General features: G+C 70.1%; 16 protein-coding genes. 3 read left to right on the top strand and 13 right to left on the bottom strand.

All coding sequences use genetic code 11. The features are described 5' to 3' along the window. Nucleotides 1–32 precede the first annotated feature (32 nt). The 11 genes from OHA19_RS30330 to OHA19_RS30280 form a co-directional block, all read right to left on the bottom strand. Nucleotides 33–368 (bottom strand): RNA polymerase-binding protein RbpA, encoded by a 336-nt coding sequence (locus OHA19_RS30330; RefSeq protein ID WP_072483070.1) that lies wholly within the window; start codon nt 366–368, stop codon nt 33–35. A 109-nt stretch (nt 369–477) separates the two neighbouring features. Next, on the bottom strand, nt 478–714 hold the full coding sequence (secG, locus tag OHA19_RS30325) for a preprotein translocase subunit SecG (protein ID WP_072483071.1): 237 nt from the start codon (nt 712–714) through the stop codon (nt 478–480). 115 nt (nt 715–829) lie between these two features. Next, entirely contained in the window at nt 830–1,606 is a 777-nt protein-coding gene (gene tpiA / locus OHA19_RS30320; RefSeq protein WP_405711509.1) for a triose-phosphate isomerase, read from the bottom strand. A 6-nt stretch (nt 1,607–1,612) separates the two neighbouring features. Continuing rightward, nucleotides 1,613–2,824, bottom strand: coding sequence for a phosphoglycerate kinase (locus tag OHA19_RS30315; RefSeq protein WP_405711511.1), 1,212 nt, complete (start codon nt 2,822–2,824; stop codon nt 1,613–1,615). Between the two features lie 181 nt (nt 2,825–3,005). Then, nucleotides 3,006–4,016, bottom strand: coding sequence for a type I glyceraldehyde-3-phosphate dehydrogenase (gene gap / locus OHA19_RS30310; protein WP_405711513.1), 1,011 nt, complete (start codon nt 4,014–4,016; stop codon nt 3,006–3,008). A gap of 261 nt (nt 4,017–4,277) precedes the next feature. Further along, entirely contained in the window at nt 4,278–5,267 is a 990-nt protein-coding gene (gene whiA / locus OHA19_RS30305; protein ID WP_405711514.1) for a DNA-binding protein WhiA, read from the bottom strand. Next, nucleotides 5,258–6,292: a uridine diphosphate-N-acetylglucosamine-binding protein YvcK gene (gene yvcK / locus OHA19_RS30300; RefSeq protein WP_405711515.1), complete on the bottom strand. Its 1,035-nt coding sequence runs from the start codon at nt 6,290–6,292 to the stop codon at nt 5,258–5,260. The genes whiA and yvcK overlap by 10 nt, the downstream gene beginning before the upstream one ends. Continuing rightward, nucleotides 6,289–7,278: an RNase adapter RapZ gene (rapZ, locus tag OHA19_RS30295; RefSeq protein WP_405711517.1), complete on the bottom strand. Its 990-nt coding sequence runs from the start codon at nt 7,276–7,278 to the stop codon at nt 6,289–6,291. The genes yvcK and rapZ overlap by 4 nt, the downstream gene beginning before the upstream one ends. Beyond that, nucleotides 7,275–9,347 (bottom strand): excinuclease ABC subunit UvrC, encoded by a 2,073-nt coding sequence (uvrC, locus tag OHA19_RS30290; protein ID WP_405752290.1) that lies wholly within the window; start codon nt 9,345–9,347, stop codon nt 7,275–7,277. Before uvrC ends, rapZ begins: the two co-directional genes overlap by 4 nt. A gap of 117 nt (nt 9,348–9,464) precedes the next feature. Next, the gene (locus OHA19_RS30285) at nt 9,465–10,322 is read right to left on the bottom strand and encodes a hypothetical protein (RefSeq protein WP_405752287.1); all 858 of its coding nucleotides are present in this window, start codon (nt 10,320–10,322) and stop codon (nt 9,465–9,467) included. Nucleotides 10,323–10,326: 4 nt separating this feature from the next. After that, complete coding sequence (locus OHA19_RS30280) at nt 10,327–10,980, bottom strand: papain-like cysteine protease family protein (RefSeq protein ID WP_405711523.1); 654 nt, start codon at nt 10,978–10,980, stop codon at nt 10,327–10,329. A gap of 228 nt (nt 10,981–11,208) precedes the next feature. Here OHA19_RS30280 and OHA19_RS30275 point away from each other — a divergent pair, with 228 nt between their 5' ends. Further along, entirely contained in the window at nt 11,209–12,135 is a 927-nt protein-coding gene (locus OHA19_RS30275; RefSeq protein ID WP_405711525.1) for a hypothetical protein, read from the top strand. A 63-nt stretch (nt 12,136–12,198) separates the two neighbouring features. On the opposite strand, the gene OHA19_RS30270 is transcribed toward OHA19_RS30275, so the two are convergent. Both OHA19_RS30270 and uvrA read right to left on the bottom strand, forming a co-directional pair. Then, nucleotides 12,199–12,627: a Rieske (2Fe-2S) protein gene (locus tag OHA19_RS30270; RefSeq protein WP_405711527.1), complete on the bottom strand. Its 429-nt coding sequence runs from the start codon at nt 12,625–12,627 to the stop codon at nt 12,199–12,201. Nucleotides 12,628–13,009: 382 nt separating this feature from the next. Next, the gene (gene uvrA, locus OHA19_RS30265) at nt 13,010–16,045 is read right to left on the bottom strand and encodes an excinuclease ABC subunit UvrA (protein ID WP_405711529.1); all 3,036 of its coding nucleotides are present in this window, start codon (nt 16,043–16,045) and stop codon (nt 13,010–13,012) included. 175 nt (nt 16,046–16,220) lie between these two features. Here uvrA and OHA19_RS30260 point away from each other — a divergent pair, with 175 nt between their 5' ends. Together OHA19_RS30260 and OHA19_RS30255 are read left to right on the top strand one after the other, a co-directional pair. Further along, on the top strand, nt 16,221–16,910 hold the full coding sequence (locus OHA19_RS30260) for a maleylpyruvate isomerase family mycothiol-dependent enzyme (protein WP_405711531.1): 690 nt from the start codon (nt 16,221–16,223) through the stop codon (nt 16,908–16,910). Nucleotides 16,911–16,949: 39 nt separating this feature from the next. Further along, nucleotides 16,950–17,606: an MBL fold metallo-hydrolase gene (locus tag OHA19_RS30255; RefSeq protein ID WP_405711534.1), complete on the top strand. Its 657-nt coding sequence runs from the start codon at nt 16,950–16,952 to the stop codon at nt 17,604–17,606. The last annotated feature ends 26 nt before the right edge of the window (nt 17,607–17,632 follow it).

Here is a 17,632-nt window from a genome sequence, read left to right as displayed (position 1 = left end):
GGACACCCTGTGGGTGCCCGGCCGGTCAACCTCTAGATTTCGCCCCGGAGTTTCGCCAGCGCCTCGGCGAGAATGGCCTCGCCGTCCGCGTCGCTGCGCCGCTCGCGCACATACGCGAGGTGCGTCTTGTACGGCTCGGTGCGCGGCGGGTCCGGCGGGCTGTCCCGGTCCTGGCCGGCCGGGAAGCCGCAGCGCGGGCAGTCCCAAGTCTCCGGTACCTGCGCGTCACTGGCGAAGCTCGGCTGCGTCTCGTGCCCGTTCGAGCACCAGAAGGAGATGCGGAGACGCGGCGCGGACTCGCCGCGCTCGGCCTCCCCCATCGGCCCCGCTCCGACCCGGCTTCCCCGGATCGCGTTGCCACTTGCCACGGTCGTAACTCCCTGCGTGATGGTGCTCGAAGATGCCCCAGTCTACGTAAGGCCCAACGCGCGTCCAGTGAAAGGAGTTACACCGTCACCGGGAATCGCGTACGACGGGTCAGTTGTCCAGCTTGATCAGCAGACCAAGCACAACAATGCACGCGAACCATCCCAGACCGACGACCACGGTGATCCGGTCGAGGTTCCGCTCGGCGACCGAGGAGCCGCCGACCGACGACTGCATGCCGCCACCGAACATGTCGGAGAGGCCGCCGCCCTTTCCCTTGTGCATCAGCACCAGCAGCATCAGCAGCAGGCTGAAGACGATCAGGGCGATCTCGAACGCCAAAATCACGGCTGGTCCCTACTTTCCGGAATTCCTCTGGACTGCATGTGCTGATTACGGGGGCCGGGAGGTTACACCCTCCGCGGCCCCCGCAAGGGTACGACGGATCCGCGCTACCGCATACTCACTGGTCGCGGAAGCGGACGATCTTGACGAACTCGTCGGCGTCCAGCGCGGCGCCGCCGACCAGCGCGCCGTCCACGTCGGGCTGCGCCATGATCGCGGCGACATTGCCGGACTTCACCGAGCCGCCGTACTGGATGCGGACCGCGTCGGCCAGCTCCTGCGAGTACAGCTCGGCCAGCCGGCCGCGGATCGCACCGCAGACCTCCTGGGCGTCCTCGGGAGTGGCGACCTCTCCGGTGCCGATGGCCCAGACCGGCTCGTACGCGATCACGATGGACTCGGCCTGCTCGGCCGGGACGTCCTTCAGACCGCCGTCGAGCTGCGCGAGGGTGTACGGGACCTGGTCACCGGCCTTGCGGACGTCCAGGCCCTCGCCGACGCAGAGGATCGGGGTCAGGCCGTGCTTGTACGCGGCCTTCACCTTGGCGTTGCAGATCTCGTCGGTCTCACCGTGGTACTGCCGGCGCTCGCTGTGGCCGACGGCGACGTAGGTGCAGCGCAGCTTGGCGAGCATCGGGCCGGAGATCTCACCGGTGTACGCGCCGGAGTCGTGCGCCGAGATGTCCTGGGCGCCGTACTTGATCTTCAGCTTGTCGCCCTCGACCAGGGTCTGCACGGAGCGCAGGTCGGTGAAGGGCGGCAGGACGGCGACCTCGACGGCGTCGTAGTCCTTGTCGGTCAGCGCGAAGCCGAGCTTCTGGGTGTGTGCGATGGCCTCGAGGTGGTTGAGGTTCATCTTCCAGTTGCCCGCCATCAGCGGGGTGCGAGTGGTCATGAAAGGTCAGTCCTCCAGTGCGGCGAGGCCGGGAAGCGTCTTGCCCTCGAGGTATTCGAGGCTGGCACCGCCACCGGTCGAGATGTGTCCGAATGCGTTCTCGTCGAAGCCCAGGGTGCGGACGGCCGCGGCGGAGTCGCCACCGCCGACGACACTGAAGCCCGAGGAGTCGACGAGGGCCTGGGCCACGGCCCGGGTGCCCTCGGCGTAGTCGGGGTGCTCGAAGACGCCCATCGGGCCGTTCCAGAAGACGGTGGCGGCGTCGGCGAGCTTCGATGCGTACAGCTTGTTGGTCTCGGGGCCGTTGTCCAGGCCGATGAAACCGGCCGGCATGGCGTCCGCGGGCACCGTGCGGTGCTCGGTCGGGGCCTTGGCCTTGAGGTCCGGGAACTGCTCGGAGACCACGACGTCCACGGGGAGCACGAACTCCACGCCCTTGTCCTCGGCACGCTTGAGGTACTCCAGCACCGCTGGGATCTGGTCCTCCTGGAGCAGCGAGCTGCCGACCTCGTGGCCCTGGGCCTTGAGGAAGGTGTACGCCATGCCGCCGCCGATCAGGATGCGGTCGGCGCGCTCCAGGAGGTGATCGATGACGCCGAGCTTGTCGGAGACCTTGGAGCCGCCGAGCACGACGGCGTACGGGCGCTCGACGTTCTCGGTGAGCTTCTTCAGGACGCCGACCTCGGTGGCGATCAGGTCACCGGCGGCGTGCGGCAGCCGGGCCGGGAGGTCGAAGACCGAGGCGTGCTTGCGGTGCACGGCCCCGAAGCCGTCGCCCACGTAGAGATCGGCGAGCTCGGCGAGCTGGTCGGCGAACGCACCGCGCTCGGCGTCGTCCTTGGACGTCTCGCCGGGGTTGAAGCGGAGGTTCTCCAGGACGGCGACCTGGCCGTCGGCGAGCCCGGCGACCGTGGCGCGGGCGGACTCGCCGACCGTGTCGGTCGCGAACGCCACGCCGGCGCCGATGAGTTCGCCGAGACGGGCGGCGGCGGGCGCCAGGGAGAAGGCGGGGTCCGGGGCGCCCTTGGGGCGGCCCAGGTGCGAGGCGACGACGACCCGCGCGCCGGCCGCGACGAGCTTCTCGACGGTCGGCTGGACGGCGCGGATCCGGCCGTCGTCGGTGATGGTGGTGCCGCTGAGCGGCACGTTGAGGTCGGCGCGGACGAATACCCGCTTGCCGGCGACCCCTTCGGCGATCAGTTCGTCGATCGTCTTCATCTTGCTTGACTCCTTGGAGGGCGGGAGAGCATGCGACGGGGCCCGAACGGCGCGGCGTTGCGCTGTTCGAGCCCCGTGCTCACATCTTGGGTCTTTCGTTCGGATCAGGCCGGATCAGGCCGGACCTCGCGACCCCGGCATGATCCGAACGAGAGGCCCTGAGTGCCTGCCGGTTCAACGGTCAGAGCTGGCTGCCGACGAAGACGGTCAGGTCGACGAGGCGGTTGGAGTAACCCCACTCGTTGTCGTACCAGCCGAGGATCTTCACCGACTTGCCCTCCTGAACCATGGTCAGCGAGGAGTCGAAGGTGCAGGACGCCGGGTCGCCGACGATGTCCGACGACACGATCGGGTCCTCGGTGTAGTACAGGATGCCCTTGAGGTCGCCGTCGTCGGCAGCCTTCTTGAACGCGGCGTTGACCTCGTCCTTGGTGACCTCGCGCTGGAGCTCGACGACCAGGTCGGTGGCCGAGCCGGTCGGGACCGGGACGCGCATGGCGATGCCGTCCAGCTTGCCCTTCAGCTGCGGGAGCACCAGGGCGGTGGCCTTGGCAGCACCGGTGGTGGTCGGGATGATGTTCTCGGCGGCGGCGCGGGCGCGACGCAGGTCCGAGTGCGGGAAGTCCAGGATGCGCTGGTCGTTCGTGTACGCGTGGACCGTCGTCATGAGGCCCTTGACGATGCCGAAGTTCTCGTCAAGAACCTTGGCCATCGGTGCGACACAGTTGGTCGTGCAGGACGCGTTGGAGATGACGTGGTGGTTGGCCGCGTCGTACTTGTCCTGGTTGACGCCCATCACGATGGTGATGTCCTCGCCCTTGGCCGGAGCCGAGATGAGGACCTTCTTGGCGCCGCCGGCGATGTGCTTCTCGGCGTCGGCCTTCTTCGTGAAGATGCCGGTCGACTCGATGACGATGTCGACGCCCAGCTGACCCCAGGGGATGTCGGCGGGGTTGCGCTCGGAGAGAACCTTGATCGTGTGACCATCGACGGTGATGGTGTCGGCGGTGTGGCTGACCTCTGCCTTCAGACGACCCAGGATGGTGTCGTACTTCAGCAGGTGGGCCGTGGTCGCGGTGTCACCCAGGTCGTTGACAGCCACGATCTCGATGGCCGCACCCTGCTCCAGCAGTGCGCGGAAGTAGTTGCGGCCGATGCGACCGAAGCCGTTGATGCCTACGCGGATCGTCACGAACCGATCTCCTCGTTAGGTACGCGGGGTTTTCACCCCGGCGAGTTGTATGAGATGTCCCCGACCGCCTCCGACCCTACCTCTCCGAGGGCCACGGAGTGACATCGAGCGGGGCCGTAGGAAGCGCCGCGGCCCGTACTCCTCGGTAGGAGTACGGGCCTCCGGATACTCGGCCGTACATGCTGTGACGATTACGGAGCGTCAACGCCCCGGGGAGTCCCGCGAGTCCGGAATCCGGCCTGATTCTGCGGCTCTCGCGGGTCAGCCCACCAGGCCGTCGGCGAGCTCCTCGCTGAGGGTGGCTTCGGTGCCCGGGATGCCCATGTCCTGGGCCCGCTTGTCGGCCATCGCCAGCAGCCGGCGGATCCGGCCGGCGACCGCGTCCTTGGTCAGCGGCGGGTCTGCGAGCGCGCCCAGCTCCTCCAGGGACGCCTGCTTGTGCTCCATGCGCAGCCGTCCGGCCGCCGCGAGGTGCTCGGGCACCTCCTCGCCCAGGATCTCCAGCGCGCGTCCCACCCGGGCGCCCGCGGCGACCGCGGCCCGCGCCGAACGGCGCAGGTTGGCGTCGTCGAAGTTGGCGAGCCGGTTGGCCGTGGCGCGGACCTCGCGGCGCATCCGCCGCTCCTCCCAGGCCAGCACCGACTCATGGGCGCCGAGCCGGGTGAGCAGCGCGCCGATCGCGTCGCCGTCGCGGACGACGACCCGGTCCACCCCGCGCACCTCGCGGGCCTTGGCCGCGATGGAGAGCCTGCGGGCCGCGCCGACCAGTGCGAGCGCCGCCTCCGGGCCCGGGCAGGTCACCTCCAGCGAGGAGGAGCGGCCCGGCTCGGTGAGCGAACCATGGGCCAGGAAGGCCCCGCGCCAGGCCGCCTCGGCGTCACAGGTGGCCCCCGAGACCACCTGCGGGGGCAGCCCGCGGATGGGACGGCCTCGACCGTCCACCAGGCCGGTCTGGCGGGCCAGCTGGTCGCCGCCCGCCACCACCCGTACGACGTAGCGGGAACTGCGCCGCAGACCTCCGGGCGCCATCACGATCAGCTCCGAGCTGTGCCCGAAGATTTCGAGAATGTCCCGCTTCAGCCGGCGCGCCGCCATCGCGGTGTCCAGCTCCGCCTCGATCACAATCCGGCCGCTCACCAGGTGCAGCCCACCCGCGAACCGAAGAATCGCCGAGACTTCTGCCTTCCTGCAGCAGGTCCGGGTCACGGGAAGCCGAGAGATTTCGTCCTTCACCGCGGGCGTCATCGCCATGGGCCGATCCTTCCATGCATCCGAAAAATACGGTCGTACGCGGCGGCCAACAGCTCCGGATCATGGATCGGAACGCCGTCGGGTGAGGCCACCGGCGCCAGCTCGACCGCGGCGCCGAGCCGCTTGGCGGCGTCGGCGAGGGACTCACGATCGGGCACAGCGGCTTCGTCGGCCAGCACCACGTCCAGGGCGAGTTTAGGGGCGTGTCGTCCCAAAACCTCCAAATGACGCTGCGGGGAGAAGCCATCAGTTTCACCGGGTTGCGGTGCCAGGTTGAGCGAGAGGACCTTGCGGGCCTTGGTCTCGACGAGCGCGTCGAGCAGTTCGGGGACGAGCAGATGCGGGATCACGGAGGAGAACCAGGACCCCGGGCCGAGCACCACCCAGTCGGCGTCGAGGACCGCGGCGACGGCCTCGGGGACGGCGGGCGGGTCGTTCGGGACGAGGTGCACGGACTGCACCTCGCCGGGGGTGAGCGCCACGGTGGCCTGTCCGCGCACGGTGTCCACGTCGTCCGGGCGGGCCGGGTCGTGTCCCCGGACCAGCGCCTGGAGCTCCAGCGGCACGGCGGACATGGGAAGCACCCGGCCGTGCGCCCCGAGGAGCTTGCCGACCAGGTCGAGGGCCTGGACATGGTCGCCGAGCTGCTCCCAGAGGGCGACGATCAGCAGATTGCCGACCGCGTGCTCGTGCAGGTCGCCCTTGGACTGGAAGCGGTGCTGGATCACCCGGGCCCAGGTCTGGCCCCAGTCGTCGTCACCGCACAGGGCGGCGAGCGCCTTGCGCAGGTCGCCGGGCGGCAGTACGCCGAGCTCCTCGCGGAGCCGGCCGCTGGAGCCGCCGTCGTCGGCGACGGTGACCACGGCGGTGAGATCACCGGTGATCCTGCGGAGCGACGCGAGCGACGCGGACAGCCCCATGCCGCCGCCGAGTGCGACGACCTTGGGCTGTGCGCCGCGCTTGCGGCCGGGCAGCGCGGAGGTGGCTCTGCGCAGCCGCCGCAGGCGCAGACTACGGCTGGTCACTCGCGCCCCATGTCCCGGTGGACGAGGACGGTCTCGATGCCTTCGGTCGCGAGCCGGGCCGCCAGCTTCTCGGACATGGCGACCGAACGGTGCTTGCCGCCCGTGCAGCCGACCGCGATCGTCACATAGCGCTTGCCCTCGCGGCGGTACCCGGCGGCGATGAGCTGGAGCAGCTCCGTGTACTGGTTGAGGAACTCCTTGGCGCCGGGCTGGTCGAAGACGTAGGCGGAGACCTCCTCGTTGAGACCGGTGAACGGACGCAGCTCGGGGACCCAGTGCGGGTTGGGCAGGAAGCGGCAGTCGACCACCAGGTCGGCGTCGACCGGCAGGCCGTACTTGAAGCCGAACGACATCACCGTGGCGCGCAGCTCCGGCTCCTCCTCACCGGCGAACTGGGCGTCCATCTTGGCGCGCAGTTCGTGCACGTTGAGGCTGGAGGTGTCGATCACCAGGTCCGCGTCGCCGCGCAGCTCGCGCAGCAGATCGCGCTCGGCGGCGATGCCGTCGACGATCCGGCCGTCACCCTGGAGGGGGTGCGGGCGGCGGACCGATTCGAAGCGGCGGACGAGGGCGTCGTCGGAGGACTCCAGGAAGACGATCCGCCGGGTGACGTGCTTGGCCTCCAGGTCGGCGAGGGATTCGCGGAGGTTGTCGAAGAAGCGGCGCCCCCGGACGTCGACGACGACGGCGATCCGCGCCACGTTGCCCTGCGAGCGGGCGCCGAGCTCGACCATGGTGGGGATCAGTGCGGGTGGCAGGTTGTCGACGACGAACCAGCCGAGGTCCTCCAGACACTTGGCCGCCGTGCTGCGACCAGCGCCCGACATCCCCGAGATGATCACCAGCTCGGGGATGGTCGTGTTCCCGTCGCCCGGCTCGTTCGTGGTGGCCGTACTCACTTGTGCTGCTCCGTCTGCTCGGTCGGTGCCGTCGTGCCCGGCTTCTTGCCCGCGCCCGACTTCCTGCTCGTTCTCACGCTCGGTCATGTCGTGCTGCCCCCGTCGTCCTCTTCAATGATCTCTCCTGTCGCCGTGTTCACGGCGGGCGCGGCCGGGGCGGCCGACGCGAGGGCGACAGCCACTGATTCCGCCGTTCTGCGGCCTATCCCCGGAACCTCGCAGATCTCGTCGATTGTCGCCTGCTTCAGCTTCTTCACGGAGCCGAAATGCTTGATCAACGCCTGCTTCCGGGTTTCGCCGAGACCGGCGACGGAGTCCAGGGGGCTGGAACGGATCCGTTTGGCCCGCTTGGCGCGCTGGTAGGTGATCGCGAAGCGGTGGGCCTCGTCACGGACGCGCTGGAGGAGGTAGAGACCCTCGCTGGAGCGGGGCAGGACGACGGGGTCGTCGTCATCGGGCAGCCAGACCTCTTCGAGGCGCTTGGCGAGGCCGCAGACGGCGATGTCGTCGATCCCCAGCTCGTCGAGGGCCCGCTTGGCGGCGGCGACCTGCGGCTGACCGCCGTCGACCACGACGAGCTGCGGCGGGTAGGCGAACCGCTTGGGACGCCCGTCGTCCTCGCGGGGCTCGGCGTCCGCACCTGCGGCGTCGGCCCCCGCGGCCGGGCCGGGGGCGGCGCCGGGCGCGGTGGTGGTGTTCTGCGGTGCCGGGGCCGGTCCGGTGGGGGCGGGGGTCTCCTCCCACTCCCCCGTACGTTCCTTCTCCTGGAGATAGCGCTTGAAGCGGCGGCCGATCACCTCGTGCATCGAGCGGACGTCGTCCTGGCCCTCGAAGCCCTTGATCTGGAAGCGGCGGTACTCGCTCTTGCGAACGAGGCCGTCCTCGAAGACGACCATGGAGGCGACCACGTCTTCGCCCTGGAGGTGCGAGATGTCGAAGCACTCGATGCGCAGCGGGGCGGTGTCGAGGCCGAGCGCCTGAGCGATCTCCTCCAGGGCGCGGGAGCGGGTGGTCAGGTCGGAGGCGCGCTTGGTCTTGTGCAGCCCCAGAGCCTGCTGGGCGTTGCGCTGGACCGTCGCCATCAGGTCCTTCTTGTCGCCGCGCTGCGGGATGCGCAGGCTGACCTGGGAGCCCCGACGGCCGGCGAGCCACTGGGAGACCGCGTCCGGGTCCTCGGGCAGGGCCGGGACGAGGACCTCCTTGGGGACCGAGTCGCCCGTCTCCTCGCCGTACAGCTGCTGGAGGGCGAGCTCGACGAGGCCGGAGGTGTCGACGTTCTCGACCTTGTCGGTGACCCAGCCGCGCTGGCCGCGCACCCGGCCGCCGCGCACGTGGAAGATCTGGACGGCGGCTTCGAGCTCGTCCTCGGCGACCGCGATCAGGTCGGCGTCGGTGGCGTCGGCCAGCACGACGGCGCTCTTCTCCATGGCCCGCTTGAGGGCCTCCACGTCGTCGCGGAGCCGGGCCGCCCGCTCGTACTCCATCTCCTCGGCCGCCACCATCATGTCCTTCTCCAGGCGGCGGATGTACGTACCGGTCCGGCCGGCCATGAAGTCGCAGAAGTCGTCGGCCAGTTCGCGGTGTTCCTCGGGGGTGACGCGGCCGACGCAGGGGGCCGAGCACTTGCCGATGTAGCCGAGGAGGCACGGACGGCCGGTCCTGGCGGCGTTCTTGAAGACGCCGGCGGAGCAGGTGCGCACCGGAAAGACCCGGAGCATCAGGTCGACCGTCTCGCGGATCGCCCAGGCGTGCCCGTACGGACCGAAGTAGCGCACACCCTTCTTCTTGGCTCCGCGCATCACCTGGACGCGCGGGAACTCCTCATTGAGCGTGACCGCGAGATACGGATAGCTCTTGTCGTCGCGGTACTTGACGTTGAACCGGGGGTCGAACTCCTTGATCCAGGAGTACTCCAGCTGGAGGGCCTCGACCTCCGTGGAGACGACCGTCCATTCCACCGAGGCGGCCGTGGTGACCATCGTGCGCGTACGCGGGTGGAGCGCGGCCAGGTCCTGGAAGTAATTGGCCAGGCGCTGGCGCAGGTTCTTGGCCTTTCCGACGTAGATCACCCGGCGGTGTTCGTCGCGGAATTTGTAGACCCCCGGGGAGTCGGGGATCTGTCCCGGCTTGGGGCGGTAGCTGGAGGGGTCTGCCATGTGTCCCACCCTACTTGCGGGCAGTGACAGTGCGGCCGCCCGGAAGTGGTGCCGTGCTCCGGGGCGCGGATCGTGGGAGCACGCCCCGGAGCACGGATCAGTGGGTGCCGCGGCCGGTCACGGGGTCTCCCGGCGGCGACGGTTGCGCAGGACGGTGAGACCGCCGAGGGCGAGCACGACGAGGGCGCCCGCTCCGGCGGCCGAGGTGGCGGCCGGCGCCGTGCCGGACGCCGTGCTCGCCGCGACCGCCCGGGGCTGCGGGCCGCCGGGGGCGGGGCCGGCCGGCGGGGAGTAGCCGCCCGCCTTGCCGGAGCGGGCGTATCCGGAGCCGGGCAGCTTGTCGCCGTAGGCGGCGCGGACCCGGGCGCGGTAGGCGGCCAGCGTGGTGCCGCGGGCGCCGACCGCACGGACCGCGTCCTGGTCCAGCGGGAGCACCTCGGTCCCCTTCTGGACGTACCAGGCGTCCACCTGAGGCTCACGGAACACCGTCCCGCCGGGCAGCTTCCGGGCGCCCGCGGCGGCGTACCTCGTCTCGTCGTCGCCGGTGGCGATGTTCACCACCTGCCAGCCGCCCTCCTTCCCTCCCTTCGGAAGGGTCCACAGGGACGCCTTCTGCCCGTCCGAGGAGACGGCCGTGATGGCGAGGAAGTCCAGCCTGGCCACGGGCGCTCCCGGCTTCCCGGCCACGAAGTCCGGATCGAGGGTGTGTACGGGGACGGCCGCGCCCTCGATGCGTGGGGCGGCCGCCGACCTGGTGACCGCGCCCTCGCGGCCGAAGAACCGGGCCAGGGTGTCCAGGGTCGCCGGATCGGTGGCCGCGTGCCGGGCGGCGGACAGGGCGGCCGGGCCGGCGGTGGGGCCGGTGGCGGCGGCCGCCTCCGGGGCGACGGTGAGCAGGGCGGCGCCGGCCAGGACCCCGGTGGCGGCCAGCGCGGCGGCCGTGGACCGGGCGGTGCGTGCGTTCCTGTGGATCATCGCGTCACGCCCCGATCCGGTAGAGGGAGTGGGTCCAGGAGAACTCGTTGTTGTTCACGTACCAGGCGTGCGAGGCCCAGTTGTAGCGGTTGCTGGAGGGCCAGGGATCGCCCCAGTAGACCCAGCTGCCGGAGTCGTCGTACCCGTAAAGGACATGCATGTGGCCGCCGCCCGACGACCACTGGATGCGGGTCTCCACGGGGCGGCCCGCGGCGATCTCGGACTGGACGGTGGGGTAGCGCAGCCAGCCGGTGACGTACGAACCGGGGTTGATGCCGGCCCAGTACAGACCGTCCTGGACATTGCCCAGCGTGGCCTGCGAGTTGGGGCACTCGTAGCCCTGTGCGCGGCCGAAGGCGGCGTTGCAGAACTGGTTCTGCGAGTAGGTGCGGCCGAACCAGGTGGCGATGGTGTTGCCGGATGCCGCCCAGCACCAGTTGGTCTTCTGCTGGGCCTGCATCGTGATGTCCAGCCGCTGCGTCGCGGCGGCACCACTGACGGCGGGCCCGCTCGTGGTCGCGTTCGTGTTCGTGGTCGCGGTCGTGTTCGTGGGCGACGCCGGGGCCGCCGAGGCGGTCGCCGTCGGCACGGCGAGGAGCACGGCGGCCAGGGCGGCCAGGGCCGGGAGCCGGTCTGTTCGGATTCTTCGGATACGCATGACGTTCCTCCCGAGACGGGGGGTGTGGGATCGGAGGAGCGCGTCCGGACGCTGCCCGAGGAGCATCAACCGTTGTCGGGGACGGGTCAACACGCTTCAATGCGGGGGAACATCGCGGTGTGAACGGCGTGGCGGATACGTGAACGGCCCTGCCCCGGCCACCTGCGGCACCGCCCCCACCGACGCGCTCCCCCGTCCCGCGTCGTGAACGTTCACCTGGAGGACCTCATGCGGCACACCGAGGCCGAACTGGCACAGGTGCTGCACACCGGCCCGTTCCATTTGGCGCTGCGCACCGCGCTATCGGTGAGGGGGCTGCCGCTCCAGAGAGTGCAGCACCACCTCGCGCACCGCGGGGTCAAGGTCGGGGTGACGAGCCTGAGTTACTGGCAGCAGGGGGCCAGGCGCCCGCAGCGCCCTGAGTCCCTGCGGGCCGTGAAGGCGCTGGAGGAAGTGCTGGAGCTGCCGGGGAACTCGCTGCTCCGGCTACTGGGAAGCGGGAACGGCCGCCCGGAGGCCGACCGTCCGGCCGCGCGTTCGTACCGCTCCCTGATGGAGTCGTCCGGCTCCGTGGAGCGGCTGCTCGCCGCCATGGGGTCGCCGGTGGACGGCGGACTGCACACGGTGGGACATCACGAGCGGGTACGGATCGGTCCCGGCCGGGAGCTGCGGCAGCGCGAGTCGCAGCACGTGGTGCGCGCCCACCGGGACGACATCGACCGCTACCTCGCCGTCCACCGGGGCGACCCGGGCTGCGATCCGGCGCGGGTGACGGTGACGGCCGGGGAGAACTGCCGGACCGGCCGGGTCCGCTGGGACCGCGGGACCGGGGTGCTCGTCGCCGAGCTGCTCTTCGACACCCGGCTGCGGGCGGGCGACACCTACCTCTTCGGCTACGGCTTCGACGACGGCACGGGGGGTCCCAGCGGCGAGTACGTGCGGGGGTTCAGCTTCGGCGGCGGACAGTACGTGCTCCAGGTGGCCTTCGACGAGGCCGCGCTGCCGGTACGGTGCCGGCGCTTCGCCCAGGTCTCGGCGGGGGCGCCGCGCGGCGCCCGCACGGACCTCACACTGACCGGCAGGCACCGGACCGTTCACCTGGTGGAGCAGGGGGTTCGGCCCGGTCTGGTCGGCATCGACTGGGACTGGGAGTAAGCCCGTTTCCGGCCGGTGACTCCCCGACCGGTGACTCCTCGGCCGGTGACTCCTCGGCCGATGTCAGGCGTCGGGGCCCGCGACCAGCTTTCCGCCCTCGACCCTGACCGGGACCGCGGGCAGCGGCGCGGTCGCCGGACCGCGCATCGCCTTGCCGGTCGTCGTGTCGAAGTGGCTGCCGTGGCAGGGGCATGTCCCCACGTTGTCCTCGACCTTGTCCAGCAGGCATCCCGCGTGGGTGCACTGGGCGCTGAACGCCTTGTACTGGCCCTTGGCCGGGCAGTTCACGATGACCCGCTCGTTACGGAAGAGCTTGGATCCGCCGACCGGAATCTCGTCCGGCGCGCCGAGCTCGACGGGTGCGGTCGGCGTCGGCGTCTCGGCGTGGCCGAGCTTCGATTCGGTCGAGCAGGCGGCCACTCCCAGCCCGGCGGCGCCGGCGAGAGCGGCACCCTTCAGCACGGTACGGCGGGCGGCGGGCTGGCCGGACATGCGGTCTCCACTGGTCGAAGGGGTGGATGGGCACCGGGCGCGACTGAAGCGCCGCGGGTACCAGGAGTACCGCGGGCATCAGAGCTGTCAGAGCCATCGGTGCCATCGGTGACAGAAGCGACGATACCGGCGGAGAGCGAAGGCCCTGCGGCCGGGCCACCCGAGGCCGATCGCCCCTGGTCAGCGGCTCGGCCCTGGCAGTGAAGCAGGGAGCGGTGCAAGAAGCAGGGAGCGGTGCAACAGGGGGCGCGAAACAGGGGCAGTGAAAACAGGGGTGGCGGCTCCCGGGGTCCGGGAGCCGCCACCCCTGTTCTGCCGAAGGCTTCAGGCCTTGCGCGTGTCCGTCGAAGGCGTCAGGCCTTGCGCGTGTCCGTCGAAGGCGTCAGGCCTTGCGCGTGCGGGTCGCCTTCTTCGCCGCGGGCTTCTTCGCCGCAGCCGTCTTCGCGGTCCGGTCCGTGCTCGTCCGGGCCGTGGCCGTCTTCCTGGCCGGGGCCGACTTCGCGGCGACCGCCTTCTTCGCGGCCGCCTTCCGCACCGGCTTACGGGCTGCGGGCACCGCGGCCTCGCTCACCCGCTCCGGGTCCAGGATGCCCTGGAGGAACTTGCCGGTATGGCTGGCCGGAACCCCGGCGACCTCCTCCGGAGTCCCCTCGGCGATGACCAGACCGCCGCCGCTGCCACCCTCGGGCCCCATGTCGATGACCCAGTCCGCGGTCTTGATCACATCGAGGTTGTGCTCGATGACGATCACCGAGTTGCCCTTGTCGACCAGCCCGGAGAGCACCTTGATGAGCTTGCTGATGTCCTCGAAGTGCAGACCCGTGGTCGGCTCGTCCAGGACGTAGACCGTACGACCGGTGGAGCGCTTCTGAAGCTCGCTGGCGAGCTTCACGCGCTGCGCCTCACCGCCGGAGAGCGTCGGCGCGGACTGGCCGAGCCGCACGTATCCGAGACCCACCTCGTTGAGCGTGCGGAGGTGGCGGGCGATCGTCGGGACCGCCTCGAAGAACTCCAGGCCCTCGTCGATCGGCATGTCCAGCACCTCGGCGATGGACTTGCCCTTGTAGTGGACCTCCAGGGTCTCCCGGTTGTAGCGCGCTCCGTGGCAGACCTCGCACGGGACGTACACGTCCGGCAGGAAGTTCATCTCGATCTTGATGGTGCCGTCGCCGGAGCAGTTCTCGCAGCGGCCGCCCTTGACGTTGAAGGAGAAGCGGCCCGGCAGATAACCGCGCACCTTCGCCTCCATCGTCTCCGCGAACAGCTTGCGGACATGGTCGAAGACACCTGTGTACGTGGCCGGGTTGGACCGGGGGGTCCGGCCGATGGGCGACTGGTCGACGTGCACCACCTTGTCGACCAGGTCGTCGCCGTCGACCCGGGTGTGCCGTCCGGGGACCGACTTGGCGCCGTTCAGTTCGCGCGCCAGGTGGGTGTAGAGGATGTCGTTGACCAGCGTCGACTTACCCGAACCCGAGACGCCCGTGACGGCCGTGAGCAGGCCGAGCGGGAAGGAGACGTCGATGTCCTGGAGGTTGTTCTCCCGGGCGCCGTGCACCGTGAGCCTGCGCTGCGGATCGACGGGGCGCCGGACATCGGGCATCGGGATCTGCTTCTCGCCGGTCAGATACTGACCGGTGATCGACTCGCCGTTGGCCAGCAGCTCCTTGAGCGATCCGGAGTGGACCACCTTGCCGCCGTGCTCACCGGCACCGGGGCCGATGTCGACGACCCAGTCGGCGACCTTGATGGTGTCCTCGTCGTGCTCGACGACGATGAGCGTGTTGCCCATGTCGCGCAGCCGGACCAGGGTCTCGATCAGCCGGTGGTTGTCCCGCTGGTGCAGGCCGATGGAGGGCTCGTCCAGCACGTACAGCACGCCGACCAGGCCGGAGCCGATCTGGGTGGCGAGGCGGATGCGCTGGGCCTCGCCGCCGGACAGGGTGCCGGCCGCGCGGTTGAGCGAGAGGTAGTCGAGGCCGACGTCGACGAGGAACTTCAGCCGCTCGTTGACCTCCTTCAGCACCCGTTCGGCGATCTTCTTGTCGCGGGCGTTGAGCTTCATCCGGCCGAGGAACTCGGCGCACTCGCTGATCGACATGGCGGCGACCTGGGCGATGGACTTCTCCATCACCGTCACCGCGAGGACGATCGGCTTGAGCCTGGTGCCCTCACAGGTCGGGCAGGGCACCTCGCGCATGTAGCCCTCGAAGCGCTCCCGGCTGGAGTCGCTCTCGGCGTCGGAGTGCCGCCGCTTGACGAACTGCACCGCGCCCTCGAAGGCGGGGGTGGTGTACGCGCGCTCCCGGCCGTAACGGTTGCGGTAGCGGACCTCGGTCTGGATCTTGTGGCCGTGCAGCAGGGCCTTCTTGGCGCGCTGCGGCAGCCCGGCCCAGGGGATGTCCGTACGGAATCCGAGGGCGTCGGCGAGGGCGTTGATCTGCCGGCCGAAGTACTCCTTGGTGTGGCCGTGCGACCAGGGATGGATCGCGCCCTCGTCGAGCGACTTCTCCTCGTCCGGGACGATCAGCTCCGGATCGACCTCCATCCGCGTACCGATACCCGTGCAGTCCGGGCAGGCACCGAAGGGCGAGTTGAAGGAGAAGGAGCGCGGTTCGAGCTCCTCGAAGGAGAGGTCGTCGTACGGGCAGTAGAGGTGCTCGGAGTACATCCGCTCGCGCTCGGGGTCGTCCTCGGCGAGGTCGACGAAGTCGAGCACGACCATGCCGCCGGAGAGCCCGAGCGCGGTCTCGACCGAGTCGGTCAGCCGGCGCTTGGCGCTGTCCTTCACCGTGAGACGGTCGATGACCACCTCGATGGTGTGCTTCTCCTGCTTCTTCAGCTTGGGCGGCTCGGAGAGCTGGATGGTCTCGCCGTCGACCCGGGCCCTGCTGTAGCCCTTGGTCTGCAGATCGGCGAAGAGGTCGACGAACTCGCCCTTGCGCTCGCGCACCAGCGGCGAGAGCACCTGGAAGCGGCTGCCCTCGGGCAGGCCGAGCACCTTGTCGACGATCGCCTGCGGCGACTGGCGCGAGATGGGCCTGCGGCACTCCGGGCAGTGCGGCTTGCCGATCCGGGCGAAGAGCAGCCGGAGGTAGTCGTAGACCTCGGTGATGGTGCCGACCGTCGAGCGCGGGTTGCGCGAGGTCGACTTCTGGTCGATGGAGACGGCGGGCGAGAGGCCCTCGATGAAGTCGACGTCCGGCTTGTCCATCTGGCCGAGGAACTGACGGGCGTACGAGGAGAGGGACTCCACGTAGCGCCGCTGGCCCTCGGCGAAGATCGTGTCGAACGCGAGCGACGACTTGCCCGACCCGGAGAGCCCGGTGAAGACGATGAGGGAGTCGCGGGGGAGGTCGAGCGAGACGTTCTTGAGGTTGTGCTCGCGAGCGCCACGAACGATGAGACGGTCGGCCACGCCGGTCCGCACCTTTCTGGAGAGAAGTGGGGGAACTGAGCCCCTGTCCCAGGGTATGGGGGGCGCCACAGCGGTGTACGAAGCTTTCGACTCCGAGCGTATAGCACGCACATTCGATTTACGGACGGCTGATGACTCCTTCACCCGAATGAGTGGCGGGGCTAGGCTCGGCCCCATGATTGATCATGCGCACGACCTCGCAGCACTGCGTGAAGCGACCGACCGACTGCTCAGCGCCACGGCGAAACTGGACGATGCCGCACTGTCGGAACCGTCACGGCTACCGGGCTGGAGCCGGGGTCATGTCGTCGCGCACCTCTCTCGTAACGCCGACGCGCTCGTAAATGTTCTCCAGGGCCGGCCGATGTACGCAGACAGCGAAACCCGCGACCGCGACATCGAGCGCGACGCGCCCCGGCCGCAGGCCGAGCAGCTGGCCGACCTGGCCGGGAGCGCCGACCGCTTCGAGGCCGCCGCCGCGGCCCCGGCCGACTGGTCCCGCACGGTCACCCTGCGCAACGGCGTGACGGACTCCGCCTCCCGGATCCCGTTCCGTCGCCGGGTCGAGGTCGAGCTGCACCATGTCGATCTGAGGGTCGGCCACGAGCTGGAGGACCTGCCGGAGGACTTCGTCTCCCGCGAGATCGAATTCCTCGCCGAACGGTTCGACGGACACCTCGATGTCGTGTCCACGAGGATGACCGCCGACGGCGGCCCGGTGCGGACGACCGGCGGCGGCGCGGAGGGCGGCCCGGTCACGGTCCGCGGCACGGCCCCCGAACTGCTCGGCTGGCTCTGCGGGCGCCGTGACGGCTCGGCACTGACCGTCGAAGGCGGCCCGCTTCCCGTCCTGCCCCCGCTATAGGCTGACTTCCCCTCCTGCCCCCGCTATAGGCTGAGACGTATGACGTACAGCGGAGCGGTCAAGGTCGGCGGGCGTGCGGACGTACACGAGTTGACGGATCTGATGATCTCCAAGGTCGCCGTCGGCCCGATGAACAACAACGCCTATCTGCTGCGCTGCCGGGCCACCGGTGAGCAGCTGCTGATCGACGCGGCCGCCGAGGCCGGGACGCTGCTGCGGCTGATCGGTGACGACGGCATCGCGTCCGTCGTCACCACCCATCGGCACGGCGACCACTGGCAGGCGCTGGGCGAGGTGGTGGCGGCCACCGGAGCACGCACCTACGCGGGGCGGTACGACGCCGAGGGCATCCCGGTCCCGACCGATGTCCTCGTCGACGACGGCGGCACGGTCCGCGTGGGCGAGGTCACCCTGACCGCCCGGCACCTCGTGGGTCACACCCCGGGCTCCATCACGCTGGTCTACGACGACCCGCACGGCGCCCCGCACCTGTTCACCGGGGACTGCCTCTTCCCGGGCGGGGTCGGCAATACGCACAAGGACCCCGAGGCCTTCGCGAGCCTGCTCCGCGACGTGGAGACCAAGCTCTTCGACCAGCTGCCCGACGAGACCTGGGTCTATCCGGGCCACGGCCACGACACCACGCTCGGCGACGAGCGTCCGCAACTGCCGCAGTGGCGCGCCCGCGGCTGGTGACAGCGGCCACGGGCCGGACTTCCCCG

Source organism: Streptomyces sp. NBC_00012, assembly GCF_045040875.1.
Taxonomy (GTDB): Bacteria; Actinomycetota; Actinomycetes; order Streptomycetales; family Streptomycetaceae; genus Streptomyces.
This window is presented reverse-complemented; position numbering and strand designations above follow the sequence as displayed.